The organism is Lentibacillus salinarum (assembly GCF_042679865.1).
Lineage (GTDB): Bacteria > Bacillota > Bacilli > Bacillales > Amphibacillaceae > Lentibacillus > Lentibacillus salinarum.
In genome coordinates, this window is sequence record NZ_JBHTNH010000017.1 from 1 (window position 1) to 21,374 (window position 21,374).

Genomic DNA, 21,374 nt, shown 5'->3' on the forward strand with positions numbered 1-21,374 from the left:
TTAATGAGATTCTTTCGCGTCTTCTGTATTTGCGTATTCTACACCCTGCTTCAAAAAAGGGAACGTTTGAACATTCGAAGGACTTACTTGAACCGGCACAATTTCAGTCCCATCAAATCTATCGGGCACTTGGGGTGCTTGCGGAACAATCGGATTTTATTGAAGAAATGGTCTATAAAAATAGCCTCCAAGTTGTTGATCGAAACACGCAAGTTTTATATTATGACTGCACCAATTTTTTCTTTGAAATCGAGGAAGAAGATGGTTTAAAACAATATGGCGTTTCTAAAGAAAATCGTCCCAGCCCCATTGTTCAAATGGGACTGTTCATGGATGGGTCCGGGCTTCCACTAGCTTTTAGTATGACACCTGGAAACCAAAACGAACAAACCACCTTGAAACCGCTAGAACGCCGTATTCTAAAAGACTTTAACCTTTCAAAATTTGTAGTATGCACAGATGCCGGTCTATCTTCAAATAAAAATCGGATCTATAACACGAAAGGAAAACGCGCCTTTGTAACCACGCAATCCATCAAAAAACTGAAGAAATTTTTGAAGGAGTGGGCTCTGGATTCCGAGGGATGGCGCATACCCGGAAGCAATAAAAAAATAAATTTGGATGATGTTCGCAAGCTCAAAAATGATCAGAAAACGTATTACAAAGAGCGCTGGATAAACGAAAATGGATTGGAACAAAAGTTAATTGTCACCTACTCACCCGTTTATCAGCGATATCAAGCTTCTATCCGGGAAAAACAAGTTGAACGCGCGAAGAAGAAGGTGGACAATCCAAGTTCGTTGCATAAACATAACCAGAACGACCCAAAGCGATTCATTAAAGCAACACATGTCACAGACGATGGCGAAATCGCGGACAAGACTCAGGCAGCTCTGAATCAAGACCAGATTGATAATGAATCCATGTATGACGGGTTTTATGCGGTATGTACCAATCTGGAATCCACTATTGAGGAAATTATTAAGATTAATCATAGGAGATGGGAGATTGAGGAGACGTTCCGGATATTAAAAAGTGAATTCCAGACCCGACCCGTTTACTTGCAGAGGGAAACCCGAATAAGAGCACATTTTTTAACATGTTTTTTAGCATTACTGATTTATCGCATTTTGGAGAAAAAATTGGATGAAAGCTTTACATGCCCTGAATTAATCAGTACGTTGAGGAATATGAACATGCGGGAATTGAATGGAGAGGGATACATACCTGTATATACACGAACAGAAATTACGGATGCTTTACATGAAGCATTTGGCTTTAGAACCGACTTTGAAATAGTTACTCAAAAAAACATGAAAAAAATTTTAAAACAAACCAAAAAAGGAAAATAGTACGCTGTTTTTGAGCAATTTAAAACCGCCAATAACGTTGATTTTGCAGCGCTTATGGCGGTTTTTAGTGTCAAAGATGAGATTTTCATTGTATCATATCTCTATTTTTATACAAATCATTTGCTGTTCGCCACCTGCAATGCTGCTTCCACCGCTTCATAGCTGATCTGTTCGCAGTTGAGTGTGGTGCCATTAATGTCAATAACCGGTATCTGCAATTGATATGTTTCCAGCCAGTCATCATTGGTGTAAATATCTCTTTCGTCGATGGCGAATGAGTAATCATGACGTAATAATTGAAGTGTCGCAAGTGCCTCATCACATAAGGGACAATTTTCTTTTGTGTATACGATAATCGTTTGCATGGTTAACCTCCATTTTATCTACGTTTCGTTGATGCCGCTATCCCTAATTGCTCCCGGTACTTCATCACGGTTCGTCGTGCTACGGTGATACCGAATTCCTGCTGGAGACGGTTTTTGATGGCTTGATCTGAAAATGGCTTTTGTTTATCTTCATTATTAATCAGTTCAGCAATCAGCTGTTTAATCACAAACGAAGCGGTTTGCTGTCCATCTTTCTGTTTGATCCCGGATTGTAGAAAAAATTTCAGCGGGATAACGCCATATTTGGTTTGGACATACTTATGGGATATAGCACGGCTGACCGTGGAAATATGCATATTTAATTCGGCGGCGATCTCTTTTAATGTCAATGGCTGCAGCATAAACGCCCCATGCTCAAAATACATACGCTGTTTCTCCACGATCTTTTCAATCACTTGTTCCACTGTATGGCCACGGAATTTGATCGCCTGCTGCAGCCAGTTGACCTGATTGATTTTTTCCTTTAAATAATCTGCGGCGTCTTTCTCATCAACCTGCAGATGCTTGTATGATTCGTTAACTTCAATCGTCGGTGCATGCCATTTATAGAACGATATTTTCCAATTCCCATCTTCCTCATAAATGTACGCTTCGGGAATGATGTATTCTGTCTTTTTCGCCGATAAAAGCTGACCTGGTTTGGGGTGACATGATTGGATCCGTTTTAATATGTCCGCCGCTTTCGCTTCTGACAAATGATAACGGTCACTGATGGCGATAGTGTCTTCTTCAGCAACCCAATCCAAATGATCGGTCAGCAATTCAGCTAGTAACGCCCCTGAATCCGGCAGCTGTAGTTGAATGCATTCCTGCAGCGTACGGGCCCCGATTCCGGCCGGCTCCAACTGCTGAATCAGCTGTAATGCATCCTCTACCCTGTCAACCGTTACGCCACACTGATCTGCCCAGGACGTCAAGTCGATGTCAAGATAACCGTCTTCATTTAGCGAGTCGATTCCAAAATGGACAGCTTCACGTAAATCATTTGGCACATGAATGGCATACAGCTGGCTTTTCAGCTGCTCATACATCGTCAGTTCAGCCGGGTTGATTTCACCAATCGATATGTCATTGGTACTGGCCTGTTTGAATCGGCCTATCTCATAGTCAACATTAACGTCTTCAATCAGTGGGTTTTCCTTGGAGAGCTCTTGGATATATTCCACCATTTCCACGCCAGAATACTGGAGCAAATGAATGGCCTGGATAAGTGACTGATTCATCTTCAGCTGTAATTTCTGTTCCTGGACAATTGCCGGCCGCATCGTGGATCTCCCCCTCATCCTGACTAGTTCTATTTTGCCACAAAATCGACAAAAACTCACGTTCAGAAAACATAGGAAGCTGACATTTCGTGATATGTGTCACATCACATCACGTTTCCCGGGTATACAATCGAGTCAAATCACGCAAAGCTGGTGGTCAACATGCCATGGGAACTGCGTCAAGCGCTTTTATTTGTGCATATCGTGCTTGCGATCATCTGGGTTGGCGGTATATTGTTTATCGGCTGGGGAGCTTTTCCGGCTGTCAGGAAAATGACTTTCGTCCGGCAGCGGGACGTATTGCAAGCGTTGATGCAATGGTCCCACAAATTTCTGACCGGGTCCGGTGTCGGCGTCATCATGAGCGGAATATTGCTCGGGACTGTTTTCGGCCCGATTGATCAATGGCGTAACTTGTGGAAGACCAGATACGGCCATATTTGGCTGGCAGCTTTGATTATCGGAGCCGTCACACTGCTATGGGGACTTTTCATCGGATATCGGCAATCGCTTAAAGTACTGGCACATGTTGAGCTGTGGCAGCAGGCAGATTCCGGCGATAAAAAACCGCTGTTAAACGACCTGACCAAAGTCGCGTTGTTTGAATCAGTCGAGGTAATTGGTTTTATGGCCCTTATTGTTTTGATGGTTTTATTTTAATAAAGGGGATGAGCTGTGATGTTACAGTCTGCCGTCAGTCACAAACACGAAATCTATTATTATCGGGCTTCGTGGATTCAGTTGTTTCGTCCGATGACCCTGACCGGGACCATTACCCCGATCTTAGTCGAAACTGGTATGGCACTCATGCAAGGGGGGATTCGATTTGATGTGTTTCTGGCCATGCTTGCAGCAGCACTATTCATTCAAGCCGGCACCAATCTGTTTAATGATTATTATGATTTCAAGCATGGTCAGGATCAGGAAAAATGGACTGTCGATGAATCGCAGGCACGAGGGCCTGCTCATCATACAGTTCCATATTTAGCCATGTCACTGATAAGTATCGCCATGGTGATTGGATTCTGGCTCGCCGTTCAAAGTACGTTCTGGATTATACCTGTGGGCGTTGCCGGTATTGTTTTCGGTTATTTGTATTCAGCCGGGCCGCGCCCATTATGCTCGATCGGACTGGGCGAAACAATCGCTTTTATCTCTCTTGGACCGGTTGTCATGATATTAAGTTATGTTGTCCAAGGAAACGGATTGGACTTTCAAATCACTGCCGTCTCCTTACCCTTTGCATTGGCGATCGCATCGATGATTTTGACAAACAACATTCGCGATATTGACAAGGACCGTCATTTTCGCCACACGCTGGCAATACTGCTTGGCCGTAAGCGGGCTGTTCGTTTACTGACAGCATTGCTGACACTTGCCTACCTGGTCGTTATTGGACTCATATCGGGCGGGGTAATGCCTATACCTGCCATCATCGTTTTGCTGGCAACACCTGTTGCTGCGCGTTTGCGCTGGTCATTCCGGGAAGGAGCAGGACGTGCCGATGAACTTGGTGGCATGAAGTGGGCAGCCTGGCACCACTGGGCTTTCGGGCTATTGTTGGCGATCGGGGTATGGCTGTGACGGCTTATTGGGAAAGAGCAGCGATTTTTCAGGTATATTAAAAGGCAAGGAATCAGCGGCTGATCCCTTGTCTTTTTAAATAGAAAACGCGCCCGGGAGGACTTGAACCCCCGACTCCTGGTACCGGAAACCAGTGCTCTATCCGACTGAGCTACGAGCGCATAAAATAAATATTTCCTTCAGACACATATGGTATTATAATACGTGATTTAAAAATAAACAAGTCTTTTTGTAGATTTTATAATGAGACAGTATTTTCTGACTAAGTATCAGACTGGTGATCGATTCATGATTTTTTATAACATTTTTTCATAACGGGTTTTATCCAAATCTTTTTAAGGGTATGATGGTAGATGATAATTGTATCATAGAACCATTGATCAGGTTTGTATAACCGCTATGAAAAGCGGCCATTCACTAAAACGCCAGCTTCGAAGCTTGAGCATTTTTTGTTTGACCTTTTTTGACCTATTAGTTATGATAAGACTATCCAATGTATGGATGAATTTGAAATGAAATAAGGAGGATGAACAGATGAATTTAATCCCAACAGTCATTGAACAGACGAACCGTGGAGAACGCGCCTATGATATTTATTCACGTTTATTGAAAGACCGTATCATTATGCTTGGAAGCGGCGTTGACGACAATGTTGCCAACTCCATTGTTGCTCAGCTGCTTTTCCTGGAGGCGGAAGATCCGGATAAGGATATTTCCCTGTACATTAATTCACCGGGTGGTTCCATTACGGCCGGTATGGCCATTTATGATACCATGCAATTTATTAAATCGGATGTTTCAACCATTTGCACGGGGATGGCAGCATCCATGGGAGCTTTCCTGCTGGCAGCCGGTGAAAAAGGCAAACGGTACGCTCTGCCAAATAGTGAAGTCATGATCCACCAGCCATTGGGCGGAACACAGGGACAGGCAACAGATATCGAAATTCATGCACGCCGAATCATCGAAATGCGTGAGAAAATCAACAAAATCCTGTCTGATCGTACAGGTCAGCCAATGGAAGTGATCGACCGTGACACGGATCGCGATAACTTTATGTCCGCCGAAAAATCAGTCGAATATGGTCTGATTGACAAGATCTTGGAGAGAAATACCGACCGGGAATAATCAATGTCAATTGGAAATAAAAACTGCACCGAATTCGGTGCAGTTTTTTTAAAAGATAAGAAAGTATAAAATTTTGAAATCGGCTAACTCGCCGATTTCTTCCAATCCAACTTCTGACCTCTGGCATCTGAAAAGACACGTCAGCGTTTTTTCTTATGGGCTCACGCCTGAACTATAGGATTCACCCTCAACGTTATGATTTTGATACAAAGGCTGTTAATTCATTAAGCGCTTCCGCTTCATCATCACCTTCTGCAATCAATTTAACCGTTTCACCTGGGGTTACCGCGAGGCTCATCAACCCCATGATACTTTTGGCATTGACCCGCTTGCCGTCTTTTTCAAGAAATAGATGGGCCGAAAACCGATTTGCTTCCTGAACAAACTTTGATGCCGGCCGTGACTGCAAACCTGTATCAAGTTCAACCTTCACCAATTTCTCCACCAAACATCTCACCCTCCTATTGAAATCGTTTTCATAATTTTGTAAAAAATTGGCAGTATGTTTGAACCGCTTACTGCCATGATTGCTGATAATCATCATTTAAATAATCATAGTATATCATATAACATGTGATTATTGAATTGTCACTTCTTCGGTGCAACACCTTCCTCACGAAGTTTCTCAGCGAATTCGTCAATTTTTTTCAGACGATGATTTACACCGGACTTGGAAATTTTACCGCCGGACATGAGCTCACCCAATTCTTTCAGCGAAATATCTTGATGCTGAACCCTTAATTCAGCAATTTCCCGCAATTTTTCCGGCAATGATTCCAATCCAACTGTCTCGGAAATGAAATTGATATTTTCAATCTGACGGAATGCTGCTCCAATGGTTTTGTTTAAATTAGCTGTTTCACAATTAACGAGTCGATTGACCGAATTGCGCATATCCCGGACGATCCGGACATCTTCAAATTTGAATAACGCGTTATGGGCGCCAATAATATTGAGTAAATCGGTTATTTTTTCGGCTTCTTTCAAATAAGTGATGTAACCCGTTTTGCGTTCCAGTTTGCGTGCCTTTAAATCAAAGTCGTTCAGAAGTTCACATAAGGAATCATTATGTTCCTGATAGGAGTTGAAAATTTCCAGATGATAGGACGACGTTTCCGGGTTATTAATCGAACCACCTGCCAAAAAAGCTCCCCTTAAGTATGCGCGTTTACAGCAGTTCTTTTCCCAATATTTATCCGGGATGGTTCTATGGAACGTATACGAATCCTGGATAATCCCCAATTCATCAAGCAGTTTCTGAACAACTTCTTTCAAGCGTACAATATAAATATTATTTTTCCTCAGCTTCATCTTCTTGCGGACAAGCAGTTCAGACGAAAAGTTGTATAATGATTTCACCAGTGTATATATACGGCGAGCGATAGCAGCATTTTCAGTCTGGACATCCAGTGTGTAGACGTTACCGGACTTGGAGATAACACCATTCATGCGAATTAATGCGGCCAATTCAGCATACTGACAGCAATTATCCACCTCAACGCCTGTTAATTCTTTCTTTATTTCCGATGCAAATGACATTCCCGATACCTCCCCGTTCAGCCGTCCTCACAAATCGATTATTCATGAATTAATGAATAAAGCAATTTTGCTATTTTCTGTGTATCGTGGCGCAATGCTGTTTTCGATGGGTCAATGATATCACTTTCGATAATCCGCAGCCCCATATCAAGCAATCGTTCCGTATCATAAATGACAGGAGCGGCATTCTCTTCGGCATATACCTCACGAACATGCCCGCGAATCGGTTCATTATGAACGACAATCGAATCGATGCATTCCTCACCAATGTGACCGCGAATAGCCTGGACATGATCTGCCGCCGTATAATCAGTCGTCTCGCCCGCCTGGGTCATGACGTTACAGACATAAACAACATTTGCTTTCGTTTGACTGAGAGCAACATCAATTTGCGGAATGATCAAGTTCGGTAAGATACTCGTATACAAACTCCCGGGAGCCACTACCACCAAATCGGCATCGGTAATCGCGTTGACCGCATCCGGAAGCGGCTGAACCGGCTGCGGACTTAAATAAACATGGGCAATTTTTTTATTGGCCAGTGGAATATTGGACTCACCTGATACTACCGTGCCATCTGTCATTTTGGCATGCAGCGACATGCTGTCATTTGATATGGGGAAGATTTCACCTTTAACATTCAATACCCGCGATATTTCCTGAATACCTGTTAAAAAATTACCGGTAACAGACGTCATCGCCGCCAGGAGCAAATTACCCATCGAATGACCTGACAGACCATTGCCGACTTTAAACCGATGCTGGAATAAATCAAGCAGCATCGGTTCGGCATCCGATAAAGCAGCAATCACATTTCGTATATCGCCGGGAGCCGGGATGGCCATTTCATCCCGCAGCCGACCTGTACTCCCGCCATCATCGGCAACGGTTACCAGAGCCGTTAAATCAATCGGCAAATCCTTCAGCCCACGTAAAAGCACCGGCATTCCTGTCCCGCCGCCAAGAACAACAACACGCGGTCGTTTCCTGCTGTCCATATTAATGACCCTTTCTTTTATCAATGTCACGGTGGCTGACATGTGTAATGTAATGATCTGAAAGCTGTTTGGCGAAATATTCCGCAATGGCTACGGAACGATGCTGTCCGCCTGTACAACCGATACCCACCACCAGTTGTGATTTACCCTCTTTTTTATATTGTGGCAACATAAACTGCAGCAAATCGAGTACTTTCGCATTAAACTTCTGTGTGTCAGACCATTTGAATACGTAAGAGGACACTTCCGAATTAAGACCGGTCAATGGCTGCATGTGCGGCACATAATGCGGATTCGGCAAAAACCGTACATCAAACAATAAGTCCGCATCAATCGGGATGCCATATTTATAACCAAATGAAACCATGTGCACGGAAAAAATATCCTGTTTACTTTCTGTATAGGCTTTTAATATGTTGTCTCTTAATTCCTTTGGCTTTAGACTGCTAGTATCAATAATCCGTTGTGCCCTGCCCCTTAACTCATCCATAATTTGCCGTTCCTGCTGAATGCCGCTTAAAGGCAGGCCCTCAGGAGCCAGGGGGTGCGTTCGCCGTGTTTCTTTATACCTTGTTACGAGCGCTTCATCCTTGGCATCCAGGAAAAGGATGTGTTCATTCAACCAGTCTTCCTCGGCTAATCTATCGAGCGCTTCAAATAACGAATCGAAAAACTCGCGGCCGCGCAAATCCATCACAAGCGCCACATTTTGAATGTTGTTTCGGGAATCTTTCATCAGATCCAAAAACTTCGGCAAGAGAGCTGGCGGCAGGTTATCGACACAATAATAGCCGAGATCTTCAAAACTTTGCACGGCAACGGTTTTTCCCGCTCCCGACATGCCGGTGATCACAACGAGTTTTGTTTCCTGTTCACTGTTTGACATGGCACATTTCTCCTCTTCAGGGACTGGAAGGATCAAGACGACATTCAATCAACTGATAGTCTTCAGTGTATTTAAAAGATCCGTACAACATCTTACTAGAATTCAGGACGTGACGGAAAATTTTCCTGTCCCCCTCAGCCATGGGTAATTCATAGATAGTCTCCCGCGTCACCCATTCCAGTTCACCTTCACGGCAGTCATTCGTTAACGTTCCGGTATACGTTTGACACAGGAATGTGAACATCATCCATTCCTGTATCAGTCTATCTGCTTGATAAACCATGAAGGTAAAGACCCCGGCGAGCTCCGGGTCAACCAGTTCCAGCTCTGTTTCTTCCCGGTATTCACGGGCCGCTGATTCTTTGATCGATTCACCCTGCTCCATTTTTCCGCCAGGGGTGGCATACCAACCACGCCGCGGTTTTTTCAATAGTAAAACATGATCCTGATTTAATAATATGCAATTGGTCACACGTTGCATTCATATGTCACTGCTTTCTCTCTCCTGAAAAATTGCCCGCCCATTAGCGAGTGCCGATAATTTTCCGTATACGTTATTCTAAAGTGAAAAAGAAAAATCATTTGATGACTATTATACACTGAATCCAATCCAGGCAACAACCATATAGCCTGCAGCTGTTCGACACGTTTTGACAACAGCTATTCAGCTGGCGTCAGGCCAAAAAAAATACAGGTGAAACGAGTCACCTGCCATCAAACTAATTTATTATTAAAAGGGGGTCAATTAGTTAATTCCATTGTACCTGATTAATGTTTCGTGCGTGTTACAGCAGCGTTAAAATGTCATGACTTTTTGATACGTTTAACGTGACAAACGTAAAATTACGATTGTGCCGCTTTCAGTTCTTCATGCAAATCCTCAAGATATTTTTGAGCAGTTTCAGCGGCAATGCTTCCATCTCCGGTTGCTGTCACAATTTGTCGCAGAGATTTTTCACGGATATCGCCCGCTGCAAAAATGCCCGGGATGGCTGTTTCCATATTTTCGTTTGTCGGAATATAGCCTTCATCATTGGTAATTCCAAGTGATTTGAATGGCTCGTTTAGCGGCAGCATTCCAATATAAATGAACACACCATCAATCGGATGGTCGTACGCTTCGCCGGTTTCATTGTTATGCAAGCGTACCGATTGGACCTTGCCGTCCGGGCCATTGATCGTTTCCGCCTCTGTATTCCAGATGAATTCAATTTTATCGTTATCAAAGGCGCGGTCCTGCAGAATTTTCTGGGCACGGAGTTTATCACGGCGGTGCACGATGGTTACTTTTTCGGCAAAGCGGGTCAGATACATCCCCTCTTCCACGGCTGAATCTCCACCACCGATAACGAAAAGATTTTTTTCCTTAAAGAAAGCACCATCACATACCGCGCAATAGGATACACCACGGCCACCCAGTTCTTCTTCACCCGGAATACCGAGTTTTTTGTATTGGGCGCCTGTCGTAATAATCAGTGCCCGTGTATTGTATTGCTTATTTCCGGCGATAACGGTTTTGTAATCGCCGTGATCTTCAACCCCTTTAATGTCGCCATAAGCATATTCGGCACCAAATTTTTTTGCATGGTCAAACATTTTATTCGATAAATCGGGACCAAGAATGTGTTCATAGCCAGGGTAGTTCTCCACATCTTCCGTATTGGCCACCTGGCCGCCTGGAATACCGCGTTCGATCATTAATGTGTCAAGATTCGCACGTGATGCATAAACGGCCGCAGTCATGCCTGCGGGTCCGGCACCGGCGATAATGACATCGTACATACGTTCATCGGCCATACTATCAGCCCTTTCCTCCACTATAATCGTCAAGCCATATTCATCATATTAAATGGCTCCGGTTTCGTCTAACGTTCTGCTCATACCGGGATGATCCCCCTGATGAGCCCATCTTCACACGTTCCATGGTCCTTCTTCATCCGCAAGTCCCGGATGTTTTCTGCAGCCTTCTTCCCATAACGATAGTGCTTTGGATGGCTGACCGAGCTGGTATGCAGAAATACTGTACCACTTATAATATGATAAATGATGTTGCATTTGTGATCTGGCCAACTTACGAAAGCGACTATAAGCTTGATCGTAGACACCGGTTCGGGCAAGTGTCACAGCTATTCGTAATTTTTGCTGCTCATGGATGGGATATACATTTAGTAATGGCTCAATATGCTTTTTATATTCCTCAGACTGCCCTGTCTGATAATAAAATATCGCCAGGTTGGTATGGCTGTTTAATGAATCAGGCCGCTCTTCCAGGGTCTCCAGTTCCATCCTGATGGCCTCATCAGCATGGCCGAAAAAGAACAGGGCATGGGCGTAGTCATGCTGGATCACTTTGTGCTCCGGGAACAGGGTGAGCATTTCTTCAAGTAATGGAAGCGCCTCTTCCCATTCTTCATGTTCCATATGCTGAAAAACGGCTTCCTGATAAACAAGTAATTCATCCTCGGCTTCGAACTCCCAGTCATCCTCATCTGCTTCATCAATAGTCACTAAATCCAGCAAATGTTCAGCATCTTCCCGAAAGTCACCATCCGTCGCTTTATGAAGATACATTTCCGCATGTGTTTTCGCATCATTCAACAGCCCCAAATGCGCATAATTATTGGCAAGGAAGTAATAGCAATCCGTATACGTTTCATTTGTTGACTGCAGCACGTCATTCAGCAGTTGATTCGCCGCGTGATAGGCACCGATCTCAGTATACACAATCGACATTTGGCACTGATATAACGGGTTTTCAGGTGCCGATTCGATCGCTTTGCGCAACCATTTAATGGCCACATCGAATTTCCGTTTCTCAAAGGCTTCGACACCTTTTGTGAAATAAAACTTACCGTCCGGAATAAAGGGGAGAATATTCTCCTTATATCCTTGTATTTGCTTGTCTGATTGCTGCATACATCAAATCCCCTTATTGTCGAATCTCATCGAACAAAGTATATCATAATTGGAAGGAGAATTATATACATGTTTGAGATTAAAAAAGGAAAAAAGCAATTTATCCGAGGTTGCCTGCTTTTCCGGTCGATGGTGCGCCCGCTCCGGTTGATGTTGTGCGCTCTCCGGTTGATGTTGTGCTCGTTCCGGTCGATGTTGCGCTTGCTCCGGTTGATGTTGCCCCCGCTCCGGTTGATGTTGCCCCCGCTCCGGTTGATGTTGCCCCCGCTCCGGTTGATGTTGGGCGGAACAAAAACTGTTCCGCCCACTCACATTATTCAACCGGATGTACGGCTTCGTAGAGTAACTGATCCAGTTCTTCGGTATAGCTTTGTCTCTGCCGGTCGTTCCATTGCAGTGCATGCGCCATGTAGTCAATAACGTTTTCCTTGTGCTCTCTAACAAAGTCAATGTCAAAGAAGAGAGCCCCGGTCCGCCGTACAAAAAAGTCAACAGGCTTATACGTCATTTCCTGCTCGATGGCATAGATCAATTCCGCAAACACGATCGGCTTAATACCTGCCTCGTCAGCACGCAGTTGTTCACTTTGATACAGATCAAAAATCTGATCAATATTCGAACCATACTTTTGGATTAGAAAAATCGCTGCTTCTTCTTCAATTCCCAAGTCAGTTGCCTCGGCAATTTTTTGTTTCTTAAACTGTCGAAATCCATTTGATCCGTTGACGTCGCCGCCAGATATCGGCAAATGCTCCGTTTCCGACTCAGAATACAGGATGCCGTCTTCTTCTTTTAGTTGCTTTACAACCGTATCAACCGCTTCTTCAGCCATTTTACGGTAACCTGTTAATTTTCCGCCGGCCATCGAGATCAGGCCGGAATCCGAAATGAATATTTCATCTTTCCGGGATATTTCATCAGGATCATCCTGTCCTTCTTCGGCAATCAACGGCCTTAAGCCGGCATAGCTTGAATCAACATCTTCTTTTGTCATAGCAAGCGAAGGAAACATGTAATTGATCGCATTCAACAAATAATCCCGGTCTTCTTCCGTCATTTGCGGATGGGCAATATCGCCTGTGTAGCTCGTATCAGTTGTGCCGACATATGTTTTTTTGTTCCGTGGGATGGCAAAGATCATCCGGCCGTCCGGTGCATCAAAATAAATCGCCTGCTTTAGTGGGAATCGTTTTTTCGGAAACACGAGATGAACCCCTTTTGTCAGATAAAGATTCTTCCCTTGTTTGGAGCCGTCAATTTCCCGTAAATCATCCACCCATGGACCACCCGCATTAATGATTTTTTTGGCATAAACGTTGTGCTGTTCGCCGGTAATCCGGTCTTTCACAACCGCGCCGCAAATTTTGCCACTATCATAAAGAAAACCTGTGACTTTGGCATAGTTAACCGCATGGGCGCCTTTCTCGACTGCTTTCTTCATGACTTCAATCGTCAGTCGGGCATCGTCCGTTTTGTATTCAACATAATAACCAGCTCCTTTAAGGCCGTCATCCTTAACAAGTGGTTCTTTTTTTAGTGCTTCTTCAGAACTTAGCATTTCCCTGCGCTCGCTTTTTTTGACCCCTGCCAGAAAATCGTAAACACGCAGACCGATATTTGTTGTGAACGGGCCGAATGTTCCACCTTTATAAAATGGCAGCATCATCCATTCTGGCGTGGTAACGTGGGGGCCATTTTCATAAACAATCGCCCGCTCCTGACCAACTTCTGAAACCACTTTAACCTCAAATTGCTTCAAATAACGAAGCCCGCCATGTACCAATTTGGTGGAGCGGCTAGATGTCCCGGCCGCAAAATCCTGCATTTCCACGACAGCTGTATTCAAACCACGGGTAACAGCATCAAGCGAAATTCCGGCACCGGTGATTCCACCGCCGATGATGAGCAGATCAAGCGGCTCCTGCTCCATGTCGTGAAAAACGGGATTGCGCTGATGACTTGAAAATACTGACATATTCATTCACTCCTTATCACCTGTATCTGTCAGCAACCTGACCAGATTTATTCATATATTGAGAACAACATACGGGATGATCTATTTTTTTTTGGAGCCGAAATCAATGGCCTATTTATTACTTTTCCTTAAAACGAAAAAAAGAAACCACAAAATGAACTAATGATTGACGATCATCAGTAATTGTGGTTTCTCCATCTCTCCGGCACATGTATTAACTTACGTTTATCATAGCACAAAGCTTGAACGCTGTATAGTCATAGGCAAACATCGGCGCGAAAACGATGTGTCAGCCAAATTCATTGGCCAAAGCAGCTGTAATACGTTGCACATCTTTCCCCATCCCAGATTCAACAGCCGCCACATATGATCCTTCCACTAAAGGTGCTCCCATGAGCTTGACGTCCTCTTCCCCGATCATTTCTATGGCCATTTCTGCATTCATTTTGGCACTGCCGATATCATAAAACACGGATACACCCTCGCCGTCATTTGCGCGTTCGATTGCTTGCTGGACCATTTCAACGTTTGTGCCAATCGCACCATCATCCGTTCCACCGGCGATTTCAATTGGTACTTCCTTTATAACCTGACGAATAAGATCTTTAGTTCCCTCAACGATTTTTGGACTGTGGGAAATGAGCACGATCCCGACATAGGACATATTACGCCCTCCTTTCAACGATATCTGCCAGTGCCTGGAAAATATAAAACGAGGAAGCAGAACCCGGGTCAATTGATCCAACTGATCGTTCTTTAAAATAGGCCGCCCGCCCCTTTGTTGCCATCATATCTTTTGTATCTTCCATCGCTTTTTTAGCCTTTTCAGCAATCGTCTCGGCATGGAAATCCGTTTCATGTTTAAAGTAATTCATCATTTGTGACCATACATCAACAAGTGTTTTTTCACCTTCCGTTGCTTTTCCGCGCTGTTTGAGACCATTCACCGCTTCTTCCAGTCCATTTGTAAACGTCTCGTAACTGATTGGATCCATTCCGTTTGCCGCCGTTGACAATTTCAGGAATGCCGTTCCAAATAAAGGGCCTGATGCACCGCCGACCTTGGACATAAGCGTCATCGCAGTATCTTTTAGTACATCAGCACTACTCGTATAAGTCTGCTCCGCTATTTTGGCAGCCGCCTCCTGAAATCCGCGAGCCATATTAATCCCATGGTCGCCATCCCCGATTTCCTGATCAAGGGTTGTGAGGTATTCTTTGTTCGCTTGAATGTTTTCATTTGATTTTTCAATCCATGCAACAATGTCTTGGACATCTAATTCCATGTTCAAAACTCCTTTCTCAGCTGCGAAAAGCTAGCGCTTGCGATGGTTCATCGAGTAATTGTTTTAATTCATCGTCTAATTTCAACAACGTGACAGAGCAGCCAGCCATTTCCAGTGATGTCATATAGTCGCCGACAAATGTTTTGTAGATAGTGATGCCTTTTTCCGCTAATATCGACTGAACTTTTTGATTGACAATATACAGTTCCATCTCCGGTGTAGAGCCTAAACCATTTACCATGACCGCTACATTGCCTGAGAAATCAAAATCATTCAGCACTTTGTCCGTGAGTTCTTTTGCTATATCGACAGCGGTTGTCATCACTTTCCGTTCAATACCTGATTCACCGTGAATACCGATGCCAATCTCCATTTCATTCTCGTCCAGCTGAAAGCTTGGTTTCCCAGCCGCTGGCACTGTACACGGACTTAAGGCCATACCCATCGAGCGAACGTTTTGCACAGTCTTTTCGGCAGCAGCTTTCACTTCTTCCAAAGAACCGCCCTGTTCAGCCTTTGCCCCGGCCATTTTATGAACGAAAACAGTTCCGGCAATGCCCCTTCTTGACACTCGTTCGTCTACGGCAACATCATCGTTCACAACCACTTTATCTACCGCAATGCCTTCTGCGTCAGCAAGCTCTGCAGCCATGTCGAAATTAAGGACATCCCCGGTATAATTTTTAATCACCAATAGGACACCGGCACCACTATCGACCGCTTTAATCGCTTCAAAAATTTGATCTGGTGTGGGTGATGTAAAAACTTCTCCGGCAACGGCTGCATCAATCATGCCTTTCCCTATATAACCAGCATGGGCGGGTTCATGACCACTCCCGCCGCCGCTGACAATGCCGACTTTATTTGCAATCGGGGCATTCTTTTTCACCATGACGGTTGTGCCAAATAGCTGTTTCAATTCATCAGGATGTGCAGCGGCCATCCCGCTGACCATATCCTGCACAACTTGATTCGGATCATTAATGATTTTTTTCATATGGGTATCCTCCCTTACATTGATTGGCTCCAAAAAAGCGAAGCGAGATCGACTAATGCATTGCCATAGTGATCCCCCTCGCTATCAAAAATTATTTAAACGTTCTCGCTGCCTCAACGGCCTTCTTCCAGCCAGCATAGAGCTCATCACGTTTCTGTTCATCCATGTCGCTGTTAAATGTCCGTCCATTTTGCCACTGTCTGGCAATTTCATCTTTATCTTTCCAATAGCCGACGGCCAGCCCGGCCAGATACGCTGAGCCGAGAGCTGTTGTTTCCTGCACAACGGGGCGCTCAACCGGGACACCGACAATATCACTCTGGAATTGCATCAAGAAGTCATTTTTTACTGCGCCACCATCAACCCGCAATGTTTTTAAATCAATACCCGAGTCTTCGATCATCGCATCGAGAACATCTTTGGATTGATAAGCCAGTGATTCAAGCGTTGCCCTTATCATGTGTTCTCTTGTTGTCCCACGTGTGATGCCGAAAAATGCGCCACGGGCATCACTATCCCAGTAAGGCGTACCCAGCCCGACAAACGCCGGCACCATATACACACCGTCAGTTGAATCGACTCTTGTGGCATAATCTTCACTTTGCGGGGAATCATCGATGATTTTTAACCCGTCACGCAACCATTGAATGGCCGAGCCCGACACGAAGATACTTCCCTCCAAGGCATATTCCACTTGGCCATTAATACCCCATGCCAGTGTTGTCAAGAGACCATGATCCGATTGAACGCCTTCATCGCCTGTATTCATCAGCATAAAGTTACCCGTACCATATGTGTTTTTGACCATCCCTTTATCAAAACATGCCTGGCCGAATAGAGCTGCCTGCTGGTCACCGGCGATCCCGGCGATTGGAACCTCATGACCAAAGAAGTGATAATTGACCGTATTAGCGTACACTTCACTGGATTCCCGCACTTCCGGAAGCATGCTTTTCGGAACACCCAATATGTCCAGTAATTCTTCGTCCCATTGAAGATCATAAATATTAAACATCAATGTTCTGGCGGCATTGGAATAATCGGTAATATGTGTTTTGCCGCCGGAAAGCTTGTAAACAATCCATGTGTCCATCGTACCAAACAGCAAATCACCATTTTCTGCCTTTTCCCGGACGCCCTCGACATTGTCAAAGATCCACTTCACCTTCGTTCCGGAAAAATAAGCATCAATCAATAAACCGGTTTTTTCGCGAATAATATCCTGATAGCCTTGTTCAACCAATTCCTTACAAATGCCGTCCGTTTGGCGTGACTGCCAGACGATTGCTTTATAGACGGGCTTTCCGGTATGTTTATCCCACACAACGGTCGTTTCACGCTGGTTGGTTATGCCGATTCCGGCGATTTGGGATGGTTCCACATCTGCTTTGCGCAGTACTTCCGAAATACAAGACAATACAGATGTCCAGATTTCATTCGCATCATGTTCCACCCAGCCTGGATGCTGAAAAAACTGTTCAAATTCTTTTTGGGCTGTTTCAACAATCTCACCGTCATGGTTAAACAGAATCGCCCTTGAACTTGTTGTCCCCTGATCTAATGATAAAATAAATGTTTCACTCATAGTGTCTCCTCCTTAAAATATTTATAGTTTTATACCATTTTTCCCGTGTTTTATCTGCTGCTGTTTTTCCCTTTTCTGAGCTCCACATTGGCAGCGCCGCTTAAAATAATGACGGCGATAACACTTAATATCCAAAACAACGCAGAATAATCACCTAAAAACATGGCGTTATAAAACACCGCACCATAAATCCCTCCCAAAATCGGGCCAACTACCGGAACCCAGGCATAGCCCCAATCTGAGACGCCCTTTCCCGGTATGGGAAGCAATGCATGGGCAATTCGCGGCCCAAGGTCACGAGCTGGGTTAATGGCATAACCGGTTGCGCCTCCTAAGGACACACCAATCGCCAGAATCAGCAAACCGACAATCAATGGATTCAGACCTTCAGTGAATTCGTTCGCTCCAATGAACATAAGACCGAGCAAAAGGACAAACGTGCCAATCATCTCACTGACCAAGTTGGAAAAAGGGCTTCGTATCGCTGGCGTCGTGGAAAAAACATCCCGTTTGGCCACTTTATCATCTGTAACCTTCCAGTGTGGCAAATAATTAAAGAACACAACGACTGCTCCAATAAACGCACCACTTAATTGAGCACTTATATACATTGGTACTTTTGACCATGGAAACTCCCCCGCAGCGGCGAATCCCAATGTTACCGCAGGATTAATATGTGCATCGGTAAACTGACCGACCGCATACACCCCCATTGTAACACCTAATCCCCAGCCAATCGTAATCAATACCCAGCCAGTACCTTCTGCTTTCGACTTTTTTAAAACGACGCCGGCAACAACGCCGCCACCTAAGATGATTAAGATCATCGTGCCGATTAATTCAGCCAAAAACTCCGGCATATCAAAACACTCCTTTAACAGCAATATCAATCTCGCAAACAAGTAATGATGATTTAAAAAAACCCACACTGCAACAGACGTACTTTACCCGGGAAAGTACTATTGCAGCGTGGGTCTCCATGTCTCCACCTCATCGTTAACTTGTTGAAAGCAATATTACCTCACAGTGTAAACGCTGTCAACAGTTGTTTACATTTAAATTTGTAGAAATTAGTTTCTCACCAGGCCGTGCGGATCAATGACAAACTTTTTCGATGCCCCGCCGTCAAATTGTTTATACCCTTCCGGAGCCTGATCAAGCGAAATCAATGTAGCATTAACAGCCTTTGCAATTTGCGCTTTGCCACTCAGGATCGCCTTCATTAAATCCCGATGGTAGCGCATAACGGGCGTTTGGCCGGTCACAAATGTATGCGCCTTCGCAAAACCTAAACCAAATCGGATTTTTAAAGTTCCTTCTTTTGCACCCTCATCCTCTGCACCAGGGTCTCCAGTTACATATAAACCCGGGATGCCCAGTCGTCCTCCCGCTCTCGTTGCTCCCATAATAGAGTTCAACACAGTGGCTGGGGCTTCTCCGGCACCTTCACCGTGACCGCTTGCCTCAAAACCGACTGCGTCAATCGCACAGTCCACCTCTGGTACTCCCAATAGTTGTTCAAGCTGCTCACCAAGATCATCATGCTTGCGTAAATTGACTGTTTCACATCCGAAACTTCTTGCCTGTGCTAAACGTTCCTCAATCATGTCACCAACAATCACAACTGATGCGCCTAAGAGTTGTGCTGAATGAGCAGCCGCTAATCCTACCGGCCCAGCACCAGCAACATAAACGGTTGATCCGGTTTTAACCCCTGCACTTACCGCACCATGATATCCGGTCGGGAAAATATCTGAAAGCATCGTTAAATCCAGAATTTTATCCATAGCCTCATCTTTATCGGGAAATTTCAGTAGCTGAAAATCCGCATATGGTACCATCACATACTCGGACTGGCCGCCAACCCAGCCACCCATATCCACATAACCATATGCCGAGCCCGGGCGATCAGGATTTACATTTTCACAAATATGTGTGTCTTGTCTCCTGCAGCTTGGGCACCGCCCACATGCAATATTAAACGGAACGGATACTAAATCACCTTTCTTAATAAATTCCACATCACTTCCTGTTTCAACAACTTCCCCCGTAATTTCATGTCCTAATACCAAACCGCTCGGCGCTGTTGTTCGCCCCCTGACCATATGCTGGTCACTGCCGCAAATGTTTGTTGTAACGACTTTGACAATCACGCCGTGGTTACATTTTCTCCCAACATTCAGCGGATTCACTCCAGGACCATCCCGTAAGATCAACTCCGGATAACGCGTATCCCGCACCTCAACCTCACCTGGTCTAACATAGACTACCGCTCTGTTACCCGCCATACAAACCACAACTCCTTTAATTGTTTTATGGTGTTATATGTGTAAGCGCTATCATTATATGTCAAATATTATAATATATATGACAGAAAAAATCAATAATTAGCCATATTGTTAAATATTCCACAATTCAGTGTTTGATGTCGATACCGCAACTGCGCCAGCATTTAGGGCTGAGGAAACTTCTACTTTGTCCCTGACAAGGCCTCCCGCAATAACAGGAATCCCGGTTTCTTCATCAATATGCTTTATAATATCCGGAATAAGCCCGGGCAGCAGTTCAATGCAATCCGGTTGAAAACGGTCAATCAGCTTTAAATTATGTTCCACCGCCATACTGTCCAGCAAAAACATCCGCTGAATAGCAAGCAGCTTATGTTTTTTGGCTAGCTTAATAATGTTGCCTCTGGTGGAAATTATCCCATCCGGTTTGATGTCCCGGACTAAAAATTCCATGCCATATTCGTCGGCTTTCAGTCCCTGAATTAAATCGAAATGAACCAGAATCTGTTTATTAGCCTGCCTTGAATAGTTGATCAAGCTTTTTAATTGAGCAAGACGGGTTTCCAGAAATACAATGGCATGATGATCAGATTCCAGAGCCTTTTCAAAATCTTTCATCGTTTTGATGGCAGGTAATATACCTGTTGGTAAATCCATATAAGGGATCCTCCTTCAAGAATCATCGTCCATCCGCTTGTCCATCTCTTCTTTCGTATAAATCACCTGCATCGGATTACCGCCGACAAATGCGCCCGGCGGTACATCCCGATTAACAAGTGTTGCTGAAGAAATGACAGCGCCATCGCCGATTTTAACCCCGGGCAAAATGGTGGTGTTGGCGCCGATCATCACGTCATTGCCAATCACCACCGCCCCGATGCGATATTCGCTGATTAAATATTCATGCGCCAAAATCGTGGTATTATAACCAATCACGCAGTTCGAACCAACTGTTATCTTCTCCGGAAACATGGTGTCCGGCATAACCATCAGCGCAAAGGCGGTCTGTTTGCCGACCTTCATACGCAAAAACGTCCGGTAAAGCCAATTTTTTACGCTTAAAAAGGGCATATATCGCCCCAATTGGATAAAAATAAAATTTTTCATAACTTTCCAGAATGAAACGGTTTGATAGATCTGCCAGAGCGAATTGGCCTGATCCACTTTATATCGTTTTGTTTGACGCATC

General features: G+C 44.5%; 22 protein-coding genes, 1 tRNA gene and 1 pseudogene. 4 read left to right on the plus strand and 20 right to left on the minus strand.

The genetic code is table 11. The annotated features are described in order from the left end of the window. On the plus strand, window positions 1-1,352 hold a 1,352-nt coding region (locus tag ACFQ4A_RS08080), incomplete at its 5' end, for an IS1634 family transposase (protein ID WP_382399382.1). Between the two features lie 116 nt (window positions 1,353-1,468). Here the strand turns inward: ACFQ4A_RS08080 and ACFQ4A_RS08085 are convergent. Together ACFQ4A_RS08085 and rpoN are read right to left on the minus strand one after the other, a co-directional pair. Continuing rightward, complete coding sequence (locus ACFQ4A_RS08085) at window positions 1,469-1,717, minus strand: glutaredoxin family protein (protein ID WP_382399384.1); 249 nt, start codon at window positions 1,715-1,717, stop codon at window positions 1,469-1,471. Window positions 1,718-1,731: 14 nt separating this feature from the next. Further along, window positions 1,732-3,003, minus strand: coding sequence for an RNA polymerase factor sigma-54 (gene rpoN / locus ACFQ4A_RS08090; protein ID WP_382399386.1), 1,272 nt, complete (start codon window positions 3,001-3,003; stop codon window positions 1,732-1,734). A 162-nt stretch (window positions 3,004-3,165) separates the two neighbouring features. Between rpoN and ACFQ4A_RS08095 the strand changes: the two genes are divergently transcribed. Continuing rightward, on the plus strand, window positions 3,166-3,663 hold the full coding sequence (locus tag ACFQ4A_RS08095) for a hypothetical protein (RefSeq protein WP_382399388.1): 498 nt from the start codon (window positions 3,166-3,168) through the stop codon (window positions 3,661-3,663). An 18-nt stretch (window positions 3,664-3,681) separates the two neighbouring features. Then, window positions 3,682-4,587 (plus strand): prenyltransferase, encoded by a 906-nt coding sequence (locus ACFQ4A_RS08100; RefSeq protein WP_382399390.1) that lies wholly within the window; start codon window positions 3,682-3,684, stop codon window positions 4,585-4,587. Between the two features lie 87 nt (window positions 4,588-4,674). Here ACFQ4A_RS08100 and ACFQ4A_RS08105 read toward each other — a convergent pair. Then, a tRNA-Arg gene (locus ACFQ4A_RS08105) sits at window positions 4,675-4,748 on the minus strand. Window positions 4,749-5,118: 370 nt separating this feature from the next. On the opposite strand from ACFQ4A_RS08105, the pseudogene clpP reads away from it, so the two are divergent. Continuing rightward, window positions 5,119-5,715: pseudogene (gene clpP, locus ACFQ4A_RS08110) on the plus strand (ATP-dependent Clp endopeptidase proteolytic subunit ClpP); the annotation flags it as partial. Window positions 5,716-5,908: 193 nt separating this feature from the next. On the opposite strand, the gene ACFQ4A_RS08115 reads toward clpP, so the two are convergent. From ACFQ4A_RS08115 to ACFQ4A_RS08195, 17 genes are all read right to left on the minus strand, one after another. Next, on the minus strand, window positions 5,909-6,163 hold the full coding sequence (locus ACFQ4A_RS08115) for an HPr family phosphocarrier protein (RefSeq protein ID WP_382399392.1): 255 nt from the start codon (window positions 6,161-6,163) through the stop codon (window positions 5,909-5,911). 140 nt (window positions 6,164-6,303) lie between these two features. Continuing rightward, window positions 6,304-7,254, minus strand: a complete 951-nt coding sequence (gene whiA / locus ACFQ4A_RS08120; RefSeq protein WP_382399394.1) for a DNA-binding protein WhiA — start codon at window positions 7,252-7,254, stop codon at window positions 6,304-6,306. 38 nt (window positions 7,255-7,292) lie between these two features. After that, the gene (locus ACFQ4A_RS08125; RefSeq protein ID WP_382399396.1) at window positions 7,293-8,252 is read right to left on the minus strand and encodes a gluconeogenesis factor YvcK family protein; all 960 of its coding nucleotides are present in this window, start codon (window positions 8,250-8,252) and stop codon (window positions 7,293-7,295) included. Between the two features lies 1 nt (window position 8,253). After that, window positions 8,254-9,138 carry an RNase adapter RapZ gene (rapZ, locus tag ACFQ4A_RS08130; RefSeq protein WP_382399398.1) on the minus strand — a complete coding sequence of 295 codons (885 nt, stop codon included), beginning with the start codon at window positions 9,136-9,138 and terminating at the stop codon, window positions 8,254-8,256. A 16-nt stretch (window positions 9,139-9,154) separates the two neighbouring features. Further along, window positions 9,155-9,619 carry an NUDIX hydrolase gene (locus tag ACFQ4A_RS08135; protein ID WP_382399400.1) on the minus strand — a complete coding sequence of 155 codons (465 nt, stop codon included), beginning with the start codon at window positions 9,617-9,619 and terminating at the stop codon, window positions 9,155-9,157. A gap of 362 nt (window positions 9,620-9,981) precedes the next feature. Further along, window positions 9,982-10,956 (minus strand): thioredoxin-disulfide reductase, encoded by a 975-nt coding sequence (gene trxB, locus ACFQ4A_RS08140; RefSeq protein ID WP_382399562.1) that lies wholly within the window; start codon window positions 10,954-10,956, stop codon window positions 9,982-9,984. Window positions 10,957-11,049: 93 nt separating this feature from the next. Continuing rightward, window positions 11,050-12,054: a tetratricopeptide repeat protein gene (locus tag ACFQ4A_RS08145; protein WP_382399402.1), complete on the minus strand. Its 1,005-nt coding sequence runs from the start codon at window positions 12,052-12,054 to the stop codon at window positions 11,050-11,052. Between the two features lie 100 nt (window positions 12,055-12,154). Next, window positions 12,155-12,346: a hypothetical protein gene (locus ACFQ4A_RS08150; protein WP_382399404.1), complete on the minus strand. Its 192-nt coding sequence runs from the start codon at window positions 12,344-12,346 to the stop codon at window positions 12,155-12,157. Window positions 12,347-12,367: 21 nt separating this feature from the next. Next, the gene (locus tag ACFQ4A_RS08155) at window positions 12,368-14,029 is read right to left on the minus strand and encodes a glycerol-3-phosphate dehydrogenase/oxidase (RefSeq protein WP_382399406.1); all 1,662 of its coding nucleotides are present in this window, start codon (window positions 14,027-14,029) and stop codon (window positions 12,368-12,370) included. A 289-nt stretch (window positions 14,030-14,318) separates the two neighbouring features. Next, window positions 14,319-14,693 carry a dihydroxyacetone kinase phosphoryl donor subunit DhaM gene (dhaM, locus tag ACFQ4A_RS08160; protein ID WP_382399408.1) on the minus strand — a complete coding sequence of 125 codons (375 nt, stop codon included), beginning with the start codon at window positions 14,691-14,693 and terminating at the stop codon, window positions 14,319-14,321. Between the two features lies 1 nt (window position 14,694). After that, window positions 14,695-15,315 carry a dihydroxyacetone kinase subunit DhaL gene (dhaL, locus tag ACFQ4A_RS08165; RefSeq protein WP_382399410.1) on the minus strand — a complete coding sequence of 207 codons (621 nt, stop codon included), beginning with the start codon at window positions 15,313-15,315 and terminating at the stop codon, window positions 14,695-14,697. A 16-nt stretch (window positions 15,316-15,331) separates the two neighbouring features. Further along, window positions 15,332-16,312, minus strand: coding sequence for a dihydroxyacetone kinase subunit DhaK (gene dhaK / locus ACFQ4A_RS08170; RefSeq protein ID WP_382399412.1), 981 nt, complete (start codon window positions 16,310-16,312; stop codon window positions 15,332-15,334). A 91-nt stretch (window positions 16,313-16,403) separates the two neighbouring features. Further along, window positions 16,404-17,897 (minus strand): glycerol kinase GlpK, encoded by a 1,494-nt coding sequence (gene glpK / locus ACFQ4A_RS08175; RefSeq protein WP_382399414.1) that lies wholly within the window; start codon window positions 17,895-17,897, stop codon window positions 16,404-16,406. 50 nt (window positions 17,898-17,947) lie between these two features. Continuing rightward, window positions 17,948-18,757 (minus strand): MIP/aquaporin family protein, encoded by an 810-nt coding sequence (locus ACFQ4A_RS08180; RefSeq protein WP_382399416.1) that lies wholly within the window; start codon window positions 18,755-18,757, stop codon window positions 17,948-17,950. A 210-nt stretch (window positions 18,758-18,967) separates the two neighbouring features. Next, window positions 18,968-20,185 (minus strand): formaldehyde dehydrogenase, glutathione-independent, encoded by a 1,218-nt coding sequence (gene fdhA / locus ACFQ4A_RS08185; RefSeq protein ID WP_382399418.1) that lies wholly within the window; start codon window positions 20,183-20,185, stop codon window positions 18,968-18,970. 111 nt (window positions 20,186-20,296) lie between these two features. Further along, the gene (locus ACFQ4A_RS08190; RefSeq protein ID WP_382399420.1) at window positions 20,297-20,842 is read right to left on the minus strand and encodes a glycerol-3-phosphate responsive antiterminator; all 546 of its coding nucleotides are present in this window, start codon (window positions 20,840-20,842) and stop codon (window positions 20,297-20,299) included. 15 nt (window positions 20,843-20,857) lie between these two features. After that, window positions 20,858-21,373, minus strand: a complete 516-nt coding sequence (locus tag ACFQ4A_RS08195; protein WP_382399422.1) for an acyltransferase — start codon at window positions 21,371-21,373, stop codon at window positions 20,858-20,860. Window position 21,374 lies beyond the last annotated feature (1 nt).